This window comes from Enterococcus sp. S86.2 (assembly GCF_059834485.2).
Window position 1 is genome coordinate 579,575 of record NZ_CM206813.1, and the last position, 15,127, is coordinate 594,701.

A 15,127-nucleotide genomic window follows, 5' to 3' on the forward strand; every position below is an offset into this window, starting at 1 on the left:
CACATTTTTTACAATACAAAAAAATCGTATTTATTATCTTAGATAGTAATATTTGTGAAGACCACAATTGCAAGGTGGGCAAATAAGAGCGGGTCTATTTTTTACTAATTCTTGACTATGGCTGAACTTGAAGGGTTTCCTCAGCTTTTTTTTGTGAATTGGTCGATTAAGACAGTTAGGGCAGGATCAGTAAAATCTGCCACTATTAGGGAAACGCCGGGTAATTTAGCAAGCGAATCTTTTGTTTCAGAAGTAGCGACAGCTACAATTTGAGCTGCAGCTGCATTATATGCACTTAAAAGACCAACGGGTGCATCTTCAAAAATGACACATTCTGATGGGAGTAACCTAAGGCGAGCAGCTCCTTTTAAATATGGATCAGGGTCAGGTTTACTAATCATTTTGCCGTCATCATAGACTACTTTATCCAGTTGGAACCACTGATTCAAATTCAAAGTATCAAAATAAAAATCTAAATTTGTTTTTCCCGAAGCAGTGGCAATTGTAAAGGGAATTTGTTCTTTTTGCAATAAAGTCAAAAATTCGGGTACTCCTTTTAAGAGGCTGTAATTTGGATCAGCCAAACAAAGCGCGCGATATAAAGCTTCTTTTTCTTCGGCATAGTCTGCAACTTCTTGAGCTGTTAAAGGTCGTTTGAAAACATGTTCTAAGGTATGTTGTGCATTTTTACCGTGAAAATACTTGGCAAAATCCCCTTTGGAAACAGGGGCCCCTGTGACTTTAGAGATAAAAGCCTGCCAAGCTTCTTCGTGCTTTTGCGTGTCGTTAATCAAGGTGCCGTTAAAATCAAACAAAATTCCTTTCATAATAGCCTCCTTAGTGATAGAAGTGATGTGTTATAGTTTTAGTTACTGTTTTTTGCTAAAGCTTATTCCGCTAATTCTTTAGCGTAGGCAAAATTAGCCGTGCGGATTTTATTAGGAAATGCTTGTGCAACCCGGTGAAAAGCAGCCAGTACATCTTCTGGTATAAAAACAGGGGCAATAAAATCTTTGCCTAAAGGTCCATAGCCAGATGGTGTATTTTGCAATCTACTAATTTCACCTAATAACAATGTAATGTATTGCTCCATTTCCCACATACCTAAAAGAGATTGGTCAAATTGTAATTTTCTATTTTCAATTTTTGTCTGGATTGTATAACTGGCATAATTAATAATTGTCGTTTGAGGTGCGAACTTTTCTAGCGTAGCACTCATTCGACGTTGCATGGTCGCATCTTGGGATAAAATAAGTGATTTTTTTGGCAGTTTGTTTTTGGTCAATAGTTTCAATAGATTGGTGATATTATTGCCGCAATTCGTTGATTGAACTTCTAAGTAGTCCGCAGTTTGGCCTAATTTTAGATACAAAATGTCATTAAACATTTCTGCTTCACTCTTGTCTGTTGCAATCATCGGATATGCTTGCCTTATTTTATCCCGCAGCGCATCAGTTGTATGGCCTTGTCCGCCGACAATCAGATACTTTTTTGCGACTTGGTTTTTCATCGCAGTTACTAAAGGTTCAATACCAGCTAGAATGGTGCCGCCAAATAAAACGAAGGCATCTGCCTGGGGAAAATTATAAGCTTTCTGCAAATTAGCTTGTGTTAAAGCTGGAATATCCCGCAGCGTACAAAAGGCAGCTAAAGTATTAATGTCATCAGCAAGTGTAGGTTTCATTTACTAGTTTTTCCCTTCGATAATTTGATTTTAGGTTATTAGACTTCAACTGATTTTACCACTTCTTAAAGCAAATTCGGCTTAAAAATAGCTTACTCATTTTTGGTAATGGCACAAATTATTTTGTTGCTTCATACAGTAAAATATGACGAAAAAACTTACTGTCTAGCTAGATACCAAGTGTAAATTCAAGCAGTCAGGGCAAGTAACTGACTGCGTTTTAAAATTCGGTAGCCACCGCGAACTTTTTGCAAAATGCCCTGATCTTTAAAATTAGTCATGGTGCGCAGCAAATGACGGTAACTAACATTTAAAATAGCCGCACAATTATTAAGTTGGAAAGAAAAAAGTTCATCTTTTTCATGTTCTAAAATAAAACGGGCTAGTCTAGTTTCGACGGGTTCACTTAAGGAATTGGCCAGATTAATCCCTGTGTTTAAGCGGTAGCTAAGCAGCTGACAGGTATGTTTTAAAAAGCGCAAATCATTTTGCAAAATAGACCGGTATTGCTTCAAGTTAATGCAAACACAAGTGCAAGGGGTCATGGCTTTAACGCTGCTACTGGGTGTTGTTTCCCATAAAGAAGAGGCTTCTCCGATAATGGTTGCTTCATAGCAGTAATTGATACAAATGTTTTGTGTATCGTAGGTAAATGAATAGACCATCGCACTTCCTTCTACTAGAAAATATAAGTACTTCGAAGCTGTTCCCGCTTGAATGAGATCTTCATCTTTTTCAAAGGTACATAAAGTTGCAATTGAAAGTAAATCTGTACTTAAATAATCTTGTAAATTATTGGTTGCAATTGCTTCTTTTAACTGGCTTTTATCAAATAGCTGTTTCATAAAAGCTTCCTTTCTCAAATGAGTGTTTTGTTATTTTTGATTATAACGGCAAATGAGTAAAAAAGCATCCTTTTTCCAAGTGATGTAAAGATAATGTTCGGGTTTTACTTAAAATTTACAAAAAAATTACCTACAAAGTGACACAGGTCATTTTTGTTTGAGATAATTCTTGCTATTATGTGGGGGCAATATAAATCATTTTCCAATAGGAGGAGAAAACATGCGTTTCAAAATGTTGGCAACCGGTCTTTTAACACTAGGAATTTTAGTCGGTCTTACAGGGTGTGGTAATGAACAAAAGGCACAAGGGGACACAAAAGAAAAATTGGTGGTGCAATTTGTTCCAACGAATAATGATGGTTCTATGGAAGCTAAAACAAAACCATTTGCTGCGTATTTATCAAAAAAACTTGATAAAGATGTGACTGTTACTCTGGCAACAGATTATTCTACGATTGTTGAAGCGATGGCCTCAGGTCAAGTTGATGTAGGAATTATGCCGCCAGCGGCTTATGTGCAAGCAAAAGATATGGATGCAGCAGAAGCAGTGTTGACCTCTCAATTGGGTGCTTACGATAGAAAAACAGGTTTACCAACAGATAAATTAACCAATACTTTTAAAGGTGAAATTTTAGTTAAAGCTGATAGCAACTTAAAGGATTTGACAGACTTAAAAGGAAAGAAAATTGCTACTTTAAGTCCGAATTCAGCTAGTGGCTATATTTACCCGGTAGCTGAATTAAAAGAGGCCGGTGTTGACCCAACCAAAGATGCTACTGTTACAACGGTCAATGATATTCCAAGTGAAATGACAGCCGTATTAAACGGTCAAATGGATGCAGCCTTTGTTTTTGAAGGTGCGCGTAATGTATTTGCTTCAAAATTCAGTGATCAGGATATTATGAAAGATTTACGGGTTTTATATTTAACCACAGGTGATATTCCTAACGATGCGATTGCGGTGCAGCCCAAAATGGACAAGAAATTAAAACAAGAAATTAAAGATGTCTTTTTGAATATGCCAAAAGATGAAGCCGGACAAGAAGCGATGGCTTTATGGGGGCACAAAGGCTACCAAGAAGCTGCTGATAGTGCCTATGATACAATTCGCGAATACACGAAAAAAGCTTCTGAGTAAACAAATTGCCGGTTCTTAGGAGCTGGCTTTTTTACTCGTATAATTATAGAGTCAAAGCGTTTTTCAGTTAGAAAAAAATGCGCTTCAAGTTGTCTTTTGGAAGAATTTCGATATCTAATTTAGGAGTTAAAAATATGATTGAATTTAAAAATGTTGCTAAAGTCTACCCGAACGGTGTCAAAGGCTTAAAGGATATTAATTTAACGATTGCCGATGGTGAATTTGTTGCCATTATCGGATTGAGTGGTGCTGGGAAAAGTACCCTCTTGCGGTCTATCAATCGTCTAGTCACAACGACTGCTGGTGAAATTATCATTAATGGTGAATCGATTACAAACGCCAATAAGAAAAAATTGCGGGAAATCCGCCGCAATATTGGGTTAATCTCACAAAGTTTCAATTTGGTTAAACGCAGTACAGTCCAAAAAAACGTATTATCCGGTCGTCTTGGCTATTATTCTACTTGGAAAAGTATCTTTGGTTTGTTTACAAAAGTCGACTATGAAAAAACAGCAACAGCTTTAAGTCAAGTCGGTTTATCTGATAAATTGCACACCCGAAGTGATGAATTAAGCGGTGGTCAGCAGCAGCGTGTTTTAATTGCACGAGCCTTAGTGCAGCAAGCTGATATTATTTTAGCTGATGAACCGGTGGCATCTCTTGATCCGGTTACATCTGAAAAAGTGATGGGAGATTTAAAAGAAATCAACCAAAACTTAAATAAGACGATTATTGTGAATATTCACTCTGTCTCTTTGGCAAAAGCATATGCCAGTAGAATTATCGCTTTAAAAAGTGGTGAAATTGTTTTTGATGATGTTGCACAAAAACTGACGGAACAACGTCTTAGTGAAATCTATGGGAAAGCGTACGAAAAGGAAGTGGGAGAAAATGCAAATTAAAGATACCGTCCATTTTAATTGGTACAAACATTTATTTGTAATAATTGTGCTACTGCTGTGTTTACAAGGCAGTATCCTTTTAACTGACGCTAATTTTCAGGCGGTATTTCAAAATTCTAATCAGATGGCCCTTTTTTTAGCCCGCTTTTTAAAACCTGACTTTAGCTATTTACCAAGTCTTGTAACGCCACTACTCAAAACATTGCAGATGTCTGTTTTGGGCACTTTTTTAGGTGTTCTATTTGCCGTTCCGATTAGTTTTTTAGCGACTCACGTTGTGACAAAACAACGTCTTTTATCTTATATTATCCGCTTTTTCTTAGGCGTGATCCGCACGATTCCCAATTTATTATTGGCCGCTTTATTTGTTGCCATTTTTGGTATTGGTGAGGCAACAGGGGTACTAACGATTGCCGTTTTTACCTTCGGGATGGTTTCCCAGTTGATTTTTCAAGCAATTGAAACAATTGATTTTGGCCCAATTGAAGCCAATGAGGCAGTTGGTGCCAACAAAATGCAAGTCGCTATTTGGTCGGTTACACCGCAAGTCATTAACCAAATTATCAGCTATACTTTTTATGCCTTTGAAGTAAACGTACGAGCTTCGACCGTGTTGGGATATGTGGGTGCTGGTGGGCTTGGTGTTATTTTGAATTCATCATTAGCGCTTATGCGTTACGATCGCGTATCCATTATAATTTTGACGATTTTTGTGGTGGTGGCCATTGTGGATGGTTTAAGTGAAGCAGTTAGGAGGAGATTAGGATGATACTTAGTCAAGTTAGCAAAAAAACATATTTTTTTGTGCTGCTACTTTTAGCTTTGGTGATTTATTCAGCCTCAGGAATTGACTACAGCAGCTTAAAAACATTTTCTTTTGCAATGGGAGCAGAAGTAATACAAGGGCTAGCCCATCCTGATTGGCACTACTTATATGATGGCAGTGGAGAAGATTTGCTTAGCTTATTGTTGCTTACGATTGGGATTGCTTTTTTGGGCACTTTTATCGCAACGATTTTGGCACTACCTTTAACTTTAATTAGTGCCAGCAATTTATGGCAAAATTATCCTTGGGTAGCCAAAATTGGTAAATTTATTTGTAACGTTTTGCGGGCTTTTCCTGAACTCGTTTACGCTATTATTTTCGTTAAAGTCGTTGGTCCAGGACCCTTTGCTGGGGTAATGGCAATCGGCGTGCATCAAATTGGCATGTTAGGAAAATTATTTACCGAAGAAGCCGAAGGGATGGATGAGGCTTTGATTGAGGATGCAGCAGCGATTGGTGCTAATTTTTGGCAAATTGTTTTCTCTGTGCGTATACCATATTTATTACCAATCTATAGTTCACTGTCTTTAAATCATTTTGAAATCGCCGTGCGAAGTGCCGCAACTTTAGGTTTGGTAGGTGCCGGCGGAATTGGGGCACCTTTGATATTTGCAATCCAAACGCGGAGTTGGGATCGCGTTAGTATTATTTTATTAGGAGTCGTGGTAACCGTCTTTAGCTTAGACTTATTCACTGGCTGGATTCGTAGGAAGTTACGCTAATGAAAATTTTACAACTCTCTGATTTACATTACCGTAGTCATTATTTGCCAGCTACCACAGGTTATCAAGCAATGTTGACAAAAATGGAGAATCCCTTGACCTATTTAGATCGTGCGATTGAAAAGGCCAAAGAAATGACAGCTATTGATTTAGTCTTGCTTACTGGCGATTTAACCGAAGATGGTCAAATTGCTGATTATCGCTTTTTGCACGAGTATTTTACCAAAAAGTTTCCTGATACACCTGTTATGGTCACATTAGGTAACCATGATATCAAAGAAAATTTTTATCAAGGGTGGCTAAAAAACGCGCCTTCTTCAAACTACTATAATTTCGTTTCTGAATTTGATCCGTTTTATTTAGTGTCATTTGATACTTCTGTTTATGGTAATGCAGACGGGACGATTGATAAAGCTCAGTTAAATTGGTTAGAAGAAGTTCTTTCAGCGCACCAAGACAAGCCCGTTTTATTTATGACCCATCACCATTTAATTGCAGAACAATATGCAACGTTAAATTTACCCCAGTCTGATCAATTGTGGCAAATTTTAAAACGTTACACTATTTTAGCCGTTTTAAATGGCCATACGCATTACCATTATCACAAAACTGTCGGTCAAATTCCTTACTATACCGCCGATGGTCTTTCCTTTTTGGGACAAGATGAAGGCGATGGAATTGTTCGCTTTGTTCAACACGCGGGTTTTAGTCTTTACGAAGTCAAAGCAGGACAGTTAAAAGAGACCGCAAGAGAAATTGTAACGAGCGGCAAGTTATTACAAAAAGTCGATATGCGCTCGTGTTAGGTCAATAAAAAAGGTGTGACATAAAATTGTCACACCTTTTTTTGCGCATAAACAGCGTTTATTATAAGTAACGGAACACTCTGGTTGTGGCCTCATTTTTTGTTCGTATTAAGCAATTTCTGCTAATGAGGGGACAGTGATCGCACCGTATTTTTTTTCTAAAGCTGTTTTTAATAAGCGGTAGGCTAGTTTTTCATTGCGAGCTAGGATAGGGCCGTGGAAATAAGAACCGTAAACATTGCGGTAGATGACACCTTCTGTTTGATCTTCGCCGTTATTGCCTTTTCCTTCAACGATTTTGCCTAAAGGTTTTTCCCCTGCGCCTAAAAAAGTCCGTCCGTTGTGGTTTTCAAAGCCGTAGTAAGTTTCATCGAATTCTTCATTGTGAATGACAATGTCTCCAATAAAACGATTATTTTCCTGACTTAACGTGTAGTGATCTAACGCGCCAATTCCTTTGATTTTTTCACCATTAGCTCCCATGTAATAATGACCCAATAATTGATAGCCACCACAAATAGCTAACATGATACCATCATTTTCGATGTAATCTGTTAAATCTGCCTTTTTATTTTGAATATCTTCAGAGACAATTAATTGTTCAAAATCTTGTCCGCCGCCAAAAAAGACGAGATCGTATTTGGCAGGATCAAATTTTTCGTGGATACTAACAATCTCTGTGTCCAATTGAATGCCCATTTTTTTTGCTAAATATTGTAACACCAATAAGTTGCCGTTGTCGCCGTAAGTGTTCAACAGGTTGCCGTATAGATGGGCCAACGTTAATTCATAATCAGCCACGATCCATTCCTCCTTTAATGTAACCTTTTTCTGCTAATTTTTTTCGTAATTGTAACACTGCAGTGTAGGTTGCCAAAATATAAACATTTTCTGTTGGTAATTTCTTAATATCTTCAATGACTTCATCTAAGTCTTTGGTTTCGGTTAATTTATCTTCTTGAATACCCGCCACTTTTAAGCGTAATGCCATATCTTTGTGGCGCTCGCCGCCGGCAATGACTGCTGGGATATCCATTTGGGCAAAGGCTTCATGATTACCATCCCAAATCCAGCTGACATCAATTCCGTCTGCATAATTGGCGTTTAATAAGGCCACAAGGGAAAAAGAGTAAGGTGAAAGACCAATCATATCAATGACTTGATTTAGACCAACGGGATTTTTAACTAATACTAAGGTACATTTCTTGCCGTCGATTTCAATTATTTCTTGGCGGCCAAAAACTTTTTCATCATAACCAAGACCAGCTTTGATTTTTTCTGCTGGAACATCGTAATATTCTGCTACAGCAGTTGCTGCTAAAGCATTATAGACATTGTACATTCCACCAACTTCGATACCGTATTCATGTCCGTCGATGATAAAATCCGCTGAAGTATTATCCATGGCTAACATTTTAGTCAATTTGTAATCCAATTTTGGTCGATGAAAACCACAGTTGGGACAATAATATTTACCTAAGTTAGCATAGGTAATCATTTTGTAGTGCAAAATGTGGTGACATTGCGGACACAAAACACCATCGGTATTGTAGTGGGCCATTTGTTCTTTATCAGGTAAGTGATCAAAGCCGTAATATTTACGGGGATTGACGGTATCCACAGAATTAAAAATCGGTGAATCGCCATTGCACAAAATCGGCGCATTCGGTGATTTTTCAGCTCCTTCGACAATCAGACGATAGGTCGTATAAATTTCACCATAACGGTCCATTTGGTCGCGGAAGATATTCGTGAAAACAAATAATTCTGGCTTGATATAAGCGGTTACCTTACTAAGACTGGCTTCATCGATTTCTAGGACAGCAAAGTTTTTTTGATTTTTCTTTGGCTTGGCAGATAAAAAAGTTGAAACAATCCCTTGTACCATGTTGGCACCTGTCGGATTGGTCAACACCTCATCAAATTGTTGTTTTAAAATATTAACAGTTAAAGCAGTCGTAAGTGTTTTACCGTTTGTCCCGGTCACGACTACCACTTCGTAAAGATCAGAATAGTGATCTAAAACATTGGGATCAATTTTTAGGGCCAATTGTCCTGGATAGCTGGAACCACCTTTGAAAAAGGTTTTTAAAACCCATTGGGCACTTTTACCGGCAAATATCGCCAAGTGACTACGTAAGCTCATAAATTCTGTTGCTCCTTTTAGTTAAACTGACGTTACGTTTTATAAATCCAACTTATCATACCATAGTCTGAATAATTTACGGTAACACCTTTGCTTTTTCTTAAATTTTAGTCGCAGATACTGCCGTTATCACAACAACAAAACTAAGTAACGCGTTAAAATCCTGCAAAAATGCAAAAAAGCTTTGCAAACTCGCTTAGCTTTTAACAATAAGACCAAATAGCTTAGCTTATTGTAGCTGAGGTTTAGTTTGAAAAGCTCGTTATAGATATTTTTGCGGTAAGTGAGTTATTCAGGTGAAAATTTTAGACGCTACACGATTTATTTTGACTGCTTCAAGCAGAATGTTTCTAATCGAATTTTTTTACTTTACCCAATAATGATTTGTTCAGTCGGGTACTCGTAACCTTGGTCGCGAGTTTCTTTTGGAATAAAGAGTAACAAGGTATACAACATACCAATGCGGCCGATAAACATTAATAAAGCAATGACAATTTTTCCTACAACGGATAAGTCAGAGGTTATGCCAAGCGATAAGCCGGTTGTCCCAAAAGCTGAAGTCACTTCGACAATAATGGCGATTAACGATTGTTTTTCAGTGGCGCTTAGCAATAAGACACTAAAAAAGCACATGGCTAAAGAAAGCATAAAAACGACGACTGATTTACGGACATCCGCATCACTTATTCGGCGGCCAAAAATATTAATATTATCTTCGCTTTTTAAAAATGAAGTCATGTATAACCCGATAATGGCAATGGTCGTTGTTCGCACACCGCCTCCGACAGAACTAGGACTACAGCCAATAAACATCAGGAGTGAAAAGATGATTAAAGTTGTCACTTGAAACTCACCTAAGTCGTGGATCTGTAACCCTGCGTTACGGGTAGTCATGGAGTAAAACATACTATTAATAAAGCGTCCCAATGGATCAATTCCTGCAAATAAGTGATCTCTTTCCAATAAGTAAATAATCAGGGTCCCACCAACAAACAAAATAACAAAGGCTAACACAGCAATTTTAGTAAAGAGGGAAAAGCGAAAAGGCAGACGTCGTTGCATTTTTTTGCGCCGGTATAAAATCCACTCGTAAAAATCCATTAAAACAGGAAAGCCAATCCCGCCAATAAAAATTAAAAACATAATGACGATCAAAAAAGGATAGTCGTTGGCAAAAGGCATAATCGAATCTCCTGTGACATCAAAACCAGAGTTTGTAACAGCCGAAATGGCTTGATAAAAGCCATAAAACACTGCGTCGCCTAGGGTTTGATAGTAACCTTGCCATAAAAAGTAAAAAGCAAACAATAAACCAAAGCTAACTTGAAAAACCAAAATCATAGTAAAGGTAATCCGAATTAACCGGACAATACCACTAAGACGGGGCTGATTCATATCCGTCATAATCAGCTGTCGTTGTTTAAGCGAAATTTTGCGGCGGGAAATAATAAAGAAGAAAGTTGAAATCATCATAATTCCGAGACCGCCAATTTGGAATAAAACTTCCAACAATATGACGCCATTTTCATTAAAGACGTGATTGATATTAAAAGTTGTTAGTCCCGTCACACTGACAGTGCTAATGGCCATAAAAAACATATCTAAAAAAGGAACGTGGACATTTGGCTGACGAAAAATAGGTAAATAAAAAAGCAGCAATGAAATTAGTGTCATTAATAAATAATAGCTGACGATAATCTGAATGGAAGAAACATTGCCAGCGATAAAAAAACGTGCTCGGCGCAGTTTTTGCCGCAGCACCCGCATTATACTCATAAAAAACTCCTTTGGATAAATAATTAAGCTCGTCTTAAGTATAGCAGAGAAGCAGAAAATTGGGGGCAGGAACCTCGATTTCTCCACCGTAATCAAAAAATTGAAATTATCTTGTGGAAATTTAAAACGCGTCGTTAGAAAAAAGGTATGAATTTACCAAATTCTTGTCATAAATTATTCACATTTTCTGGCTATTATATATACATACCAACAAAACAACCCAAACCCAACAAACTTTTCTTTTCATTTTCTTACTCCCTGAAAAACCATCGTCCCTTGTGGCGGTGGTTTTTTGTTTGTCACAGGCAAAATTTTCAATCCTGTAAGACGCAAAATTCCTACTGTAAAAAGCTGTCCTTTTCCGCTATAATATCAAAGAGTGAAGCGGAGGAATTTGTGAAATGGCACAATTATTTTTTAAATATGGCGCAATGAACAGTGGGAAAACTATTGAGATTTTAAAAGTTGCCCACAATTATGAAGAACAAGACAAGCCTGTTGTCATCATGACGAGTGGTTTAGATACCCGCTCTGGTGTTGGGCGGGTTTCAAGTCGAATCGGTTTGCAAAGAGATGCACTGCCGATTTTTACTGAGACAAATGTTTTTGAAACAATTACGAATTTAGATTTTAAGCCTTACTGTGTGTTAATTGATGAAGCACAATTTTTGCAAAAACAGCATGTTTTGGACTTTACTAGAATTGTGGATGAATTGAATATCCCTGTGATGGCCTTTGGCTTAAAAAATGATTTTCGCAACGAATTGTTTGAGGGGTCAAAATACTTATTGTTATATGCTGACAAAATTGAAGAGATGAAAACAATTTGTTGGTTCTGTCATAAAAAAGCGATTATGAATCTTCATTATATTGACGATAAACCTGTTTATGAAGGGGACCAAGTTCAGATTGGCGGCAATGAAGCCTATTATCCAGTCTGCCGTCACCATTATTTCCATCCAGAAATTTGAGTCAGTAACCAGTAAAATGTAGCTTTTAAGAGAAGTTATCGGTAAGACATCTATTTGAAAATAAAGGAGTAAAATAATTATGTATGATCAGCTGCAGGCGATTGAAGATCGTTATGAAGAATTAGGCGAGCTGCTAAGTGATCCAGATGTAATCAGTGATACGCAGCGCTTTATGGAGCTTTCTAAAGAAGAAGCTAACACGAGAGAAACGGTGGAAGTTTACCGTCGTTACAAGCAAGTTGTTGATGGTATTAAAGATGCCGAAGAATTATTAAGCGAAAACTTAGACGATGAAATGGCAGAAATGGCCAAAGAAGAGCTAAGTGATTTGAAAAAAGAAAAAGAAGTTTTAGAAGAACGGATCAAAATTTTATTGTTACCTAAAGATCCTAATGACGATAAAAATATCATCATGGAAATTCGCGGTGCCGCAGGCGGTGATGAAGCGGCACTTTTTGCGGGTGATTTATTTAATATGTATCAAAAATACGCTGAAACACAAGGTTGGAGAGTCGAAGTGATGGATGCCAATATTACCGGTATTGGCGGTTACAAAGAAGTGATTATGATGATCACTGGCGATAACGTTTATTCCAAACTGAAATATGAAAGTGGTGCGCATCGGGTGCAACGTGTCCCTTCAACAGAATCACAAGGGCGTATTCACACTTCCACTGCGACTGTTGTCGTAATGCCAGAAGCAGAAGAAGTTGAAATTGATATTGCTGATAAAGACATTCGGACAGACATTTATCATGCGTCTGGTGCTGGTGGACAGCACGTTAATAAAACGGCTTCTGCTGTACGTTTGACGCACATTCCAACCGGGATTGTCGTGGCGATGCAAGACGAGCGCTCACAATTAAAAAACCGGGAAAAAGCAATGAAAGTATTACGGGCTAGAGTGTATGATCAAATTTCTCACGAAGCGCAAAGTGAATACGATGCCACACGTAAATCTGCGGTAGGAACTGGGGATCGTTCTGAACGGATTCGGACGTATAATTTCCCTCAAAACCGGGTAACAGATCACCGCATTGGTTTAACGATTCAAAAATTGGATCAAATTTTAGCTGGTAAATTAGATGAAATTATCGATGCCTTAATCATGTACGATCAAACATCGAAATTAGAAGAGATGCAAAATGGCTAAGACGTATCGAGAAGCTCTGTTAAGAGCTTCTTCTTTTTTAAAAGCAGCTGGTAAAGAAGCATACAGTATTGAATTTGTTTTTTTGGCGCGTAAGGGTTGGGATAAGACTCAGTGGCTGTTAAACATGAATGAAAGTATCTCTAAAGTAGATGAAAAACAAATTGAAGTAGATGTAGCTGCATTATTGCAAAATCAGCCACCGCAATATTTGTTAGGCTATGAATATTTTTATGGACACAAATTTAAAGTAAATGAAGCAACATTAATCCCCCGACCAGAGACAGAAGAATTAGTCGATTGGTGTTTGCAAAAAAATCAAGCAACGACGATGAAAAAAGTGGTAGACGTTGGAACCGGTACCGGTGCGATCGGCATTTCTTTAAAGTTGGCTAGAGCAAATTGGCAAGTTAGTGCAGTGGATATTGTGCCAGAAACATTAGTGGTGGCACAAGATAATGCCAAAGCCTTAGGAGCAAAAATTAATTTTATTTTAGGCGATACTTTATCTTGGGCAAAAGAAGAGTATGATATTATTATCAGCAATCCGCCTTACATTGGTGCCAGTGAGTGGGAGTTGATGGATGAGAGTGTGCGGGAATTTGAACCTAAAACAGCGTTATTTGCCGCAGATAATGGTTTAGCGCTTTATCGCAAGCTGGCAAGCCAAGCGCAAAAAGTTCTAGCAGCTAATGGCCAAATTTTTTTGGAAATTGGTTTTGCACAAGGTCAGGCTGTCACAGAAATTTTTCAAAGCGCTTTTCCCGATAAAAAAGTTATCGTAAAAAAAGATTTAAGTGGCAATGAGCGAATGGTCTATGTGTATTAATTATTACGCAAACTTGTGGAAAAAATTTTTTTCAAATTGTTTCACGATTAAAAAACATAGCTAGCAGAACTGTTTCACAAAATAAAAGTTATGAACAGACTTTTGCACACTTGACAAATCACTTATCCACAAAAAGTGGATAAGTTTATTGGAATTGTTGAAAACTCGCCTATTCTGTGAAAAAAGGATGTGGATAAAGATTGGAAACGAAGGTATACCAAACCGATCAATTACAAGCAGCGGCAGAAAAATTAAAAAAAGGAGAGCTGATCGCTTTTCCGACTGAAACAGTCTATGGACTAGGTGCTAATGCACTTTTACCTGCGGCTGTCAAGCAGGTTTTTGCAGTTAAAGGACGTCCTAGCGATAACCCGCTTATTGTTACCGTGGCAGATTTTGCAATGGTGAAAGATTATGTGGATAACTTTCATCCGTTAACGCAAAAAATTGTCGAAACTTATTGGCCTGGACCGCTAACGTTAATTTTTACCATCAAAAAAGATAGTTTACCTGCTGTTGTTACAGGTGGTTTATCCACAGCAGCTTTTCGTATGCCAGCGAATAAAAAAACACGGGAATTAATCGCGTTAGCAGGCGTTCCGCTAGTAGGTCCAAGTGCTAATACCTCAGGTAAACCAAGTCCAACGACAAGTGAGCATGTGTATCATGACCTAAAAGGAAAAATCGCCGGAATTGTCGATGATGGTGCTGCTCAAATTGGTTTAGAATCAACGGTCTTAGATTTAAGTGATCACACAAAAGCACCCGTCATTTTACGACCTGGTGCTATTACACAAGAAGAATTAACCCAGACATTAGGCGTAGCCGTTACACTAGACAAGCATTTAGTCAGTGAAAGTGAAGCACCAAAAGCTCCAGGTATGAAATATAAGCATTATGCGCCAGATACGAAAGTTTTATTAGTAAAAAACGGCGACTGGGAAAAAGCAAAGGCCTGGGTGAAAGAGAATCATTTGCGAGCTGGAGTTTTAGCTGGTCCAAGTATCTCAGAAGAAATGCGCTATGATACGGCTTGTGTATTTATGTATAGTCAAGATACGCCAAAATCAGCGGCAAAGGGGCTTTTTGCCGGTTTGCGGGCGTTGGATGATAAGGCTTTGGACTTAGATGTTATTTTGGCTGAAGTTTATCCTGAAGAAGGCATTGGTGCCGCCTATATGAATCGATTGAAAAAATCAGCGAATCAACAATATTTTAGTGCTGAAAAATAGCGATAAAAAATAAGGGGCGAAAGATTTCTTTTGCGCCCTATTTTTATGATACAATTTCAATACTAAGTGACTTTTTTTCCTTAGTCTAAATGTTTGATAA

At 37.9% G+C, this 15,127-nt stretch carries 15 protein-coding genes; 9 read left to right on the forward strand and 6 right to left on the reverse strand.

Annotated elements, in window-relative coordinates; genetic code table 11:
* Positions 1 to 140: 140 nt before the first annotated feature.
* The 3 genes from AC6R0T_RS02520 to AC6R0T_RS02530 form a co-directional block, all read right to left on the reverse strand.
* Positions 141 to 827, reverse strand: coding sequence for an HAD family hydrolase (locus AC6R0T_RS02520; RefSeq protein WP_303753812.1), 687 nt, complete (start codon positions 825 to 827; stop codon positions 141 to 143).
* A 62-nt stretch (positions 828 to 889) separates the two neighbouring features.
* Positions 890 to 1,684, reverse strand: coding sequence for a hypothetical protein (locus AC6R0T_RS02525; protein WP_303753813.1), 795 nt, complete (start codon positions 1,682 to 1,684; stop codon positions 890 to 892).
* A 188-nt stretch (positions 1,685 to 1,872) separates the two neighbouring features.
* Positions 1,873 to 2,529 (reverse strand): cyclic nucleotide-binding domain-containing protein, encoded by a 657-nt coding sequence (locus AC6R0T_RS02530; RefSeq protein WP_206902304.1) that lies wholly within the window; start codon positions 2,527 to 2,529, stop codon positions 1,873 to 1,875.
* A 220-nt stretch (positions 2,530 to 2,749) separates the two neighbouring features.
* Here AC6R0T_RS02530 and AC6R0T_RS02535 point away from each other — a divergent pair, with 220 nt between their 5' ends.
* The 5 genes from AC6R0T_RS02535 to AC6R0T_RS02555 all read left to right on the forward strand — a co-directional run bounded on the left by AC6R0T_RS02535 (position 2,750) and on the right by AC6R0T_RS02555 (position 6,923).
* The gene (locus AC6R0T_RS02535) at positions 2,750 to 3,667 is read left to right on the forward strand and encodes a phosphate/phosphite/phosphonate ABC transporter substrate-binding protein (protein ID WP_303753814.1); all 918 of its coding nucleotides are present in this window, start codon (positions 2,750 to 2,752) and stop codon (positions 3,665 to 3,667) included.
* Positions 3,668 to 3,801: 134 nt separating this feature from the next.
* Complete coding sequence (gene phnC, locus AC6R0T_RS02540) at positions 3,802 to 4,569, forward strand: phosphonate ABC transporter ATP-binding protein (protein ID WP_303753815.1); 768 nt, start codon at positions 3,802 to 3,804, stop codon at positions 4,567 to 4,569.
* Complete coding sequence (gene phnE, locus AC6R0T_RS02545) at positions 4,559 to 5,338, forward strand: phosphonate ABC transporter, permease protein PhnE (protein ID WP_230710201.1); 780 nt, start codon at positions 4,559 to 4,561, stop codon at positions 5,336 to 5,338. Before phnC ends, phnE (AC6R0T_RS02545) begins: the two co-directional genes overlap by 11 nt.
* A complete protein-coding gene (gene phnE, locus AC6R0T_RS02550; protein ID WP_282461627.1) occupies positions 5,335 to 6,117 on the forward strand; it encodes a phosphonate ABC transporter, permease protein PhnE in 783 nt (260 codons plus the stop codon). Before phnE (AC6R0T_RS02545) ends, phnE (AC6R0T_RS02550) begins: the two co-directional genes overlap by 4 nt.
* Positions 6,117 to 6,923, forward strand: coding sequence for a metallophosphoesterase family protein (locus AC6R0T_RS02555; RefSeq protein WP_206902309.1), 807 nt, complete (start codon positions 6,117 to 6,119; stop codon positions 6,921 to 6,923). Before phnE (AC6R0T_RS02550) ends, AC6R0T_RS02555 begins: the two co-directional genes overlap by 1 nt.
* Before the next feature lie 108 nt (positions 6,924 to 7,031).
* Here the strand turns inward: AC6R0T_RS02555 and AC6R0T_RS02560 are convergent, their stop codons facing one another.
* The 3 genes from AC6R0T_RS02560 to AC6R0T_RS02570 form a co-directional block, all read right to left on the reverse strand.
* A complete protein-coding gene (locus AC6R0T_RS02560) occupies positions 7,032 to 7,724 on the reverse strand; it encodes a type 1 glutamine amidotransferase (RefSeq protein WP_206902310.1) in 693 nt (230 codons plus the stop codon).
* Positions 7,717 to 9,069 (reverse strand): Mur ligase family protein, encoded by a 1,353-nt coding sequence (locus AC6R0T_RS02565; protein ID WP_206902311.1) that lies wholly within the window; start codon positions 9,067 to 9,069, stop codon positions 7,717 to 7,719. The genes AC6R0T_RS02560 and AC6R0T_RS02565 overlap by 8 nt, the downstream gene beginning before the upstream one ends.
* A 369-nt stretch (positions 9,070 to 9,438) precedes the next feature.
* The gene (locus tag AC6R0T_RS02570) at positions 9,439 to 10,836 is read right to left on the reverse strand and encodes a TrkH family potassium uptake protein (RefSeq protein WP_500559747.1); all 1,398 of its coding nucleotides are present in this window, start codon (positions 10,834 to 10,836) and stop codon (positions 9,439 to 9,441) included.
* A gap of 410 nt (positions 10,837 to 11,246) precedes the next feature.
* Here AC6R0T_RS02570 and AC6R0T_RS02575 point away from each other — a divergent pair, with 410 nt between their 5' ends.
* From AC6R0T_RS02575 to AC6R0T_RS02590, 4 genes are all read left to right on the forward strand, one after another.
* A complete protein-coding gene (locus AC6R0T_RS02575; RefSeq protein WP_206902313.1) occupies positions 11,247 to 11,816 on the forward strand; it encodes a thymidine kinase in 570 nt (189 codons plus the stop codon).
* 79 nt (positions 11,817 to 11,895) lie between these two features.
* Positions 11,896 to 12,969: a peptide chain release factor 1 gene (gene prfA, locus AC6R0T_RS02580; protein ID WP_206902314.1), complete on the forward strand. Its 1,074-nt coding sequence runs from the start codon at positions 11,896 to 11,898 to the stop codon at positions 12,967 to 12,969.
* On the forward strand, positions 12,962 to 13,795 hold the full coding sequence (prmC, locus tag AC6R0T_RS02585) for a peptide chain release factor N(5)-glutamine methyltransferase (protein WP_303753817.1): 834 nt from the start codon (positions 12,962 to 12,964) through the stop codon (positions 13,793 to 13,795). The genes prfA and prmC overlap by 8 nt, the downstream gene beginning before the upstream one ends.
* Positions 13,796 to 13,995: 200 nt before the next feature.
* On the forward strand, positions 13,996 to 15,027 hold the full coding sequence (locus tag AC6R0T_RS02590; protein ID WP_206902316.1) for an L-threonylcarbamoyladenylate synthase: 1,032 nt from the start codon (positions 13,996 to 13,998) through the stop codon (positions 15,025 to 15,027).
* Positions 15,028 to 15,127: the final 100 nt, after the last annotated feature.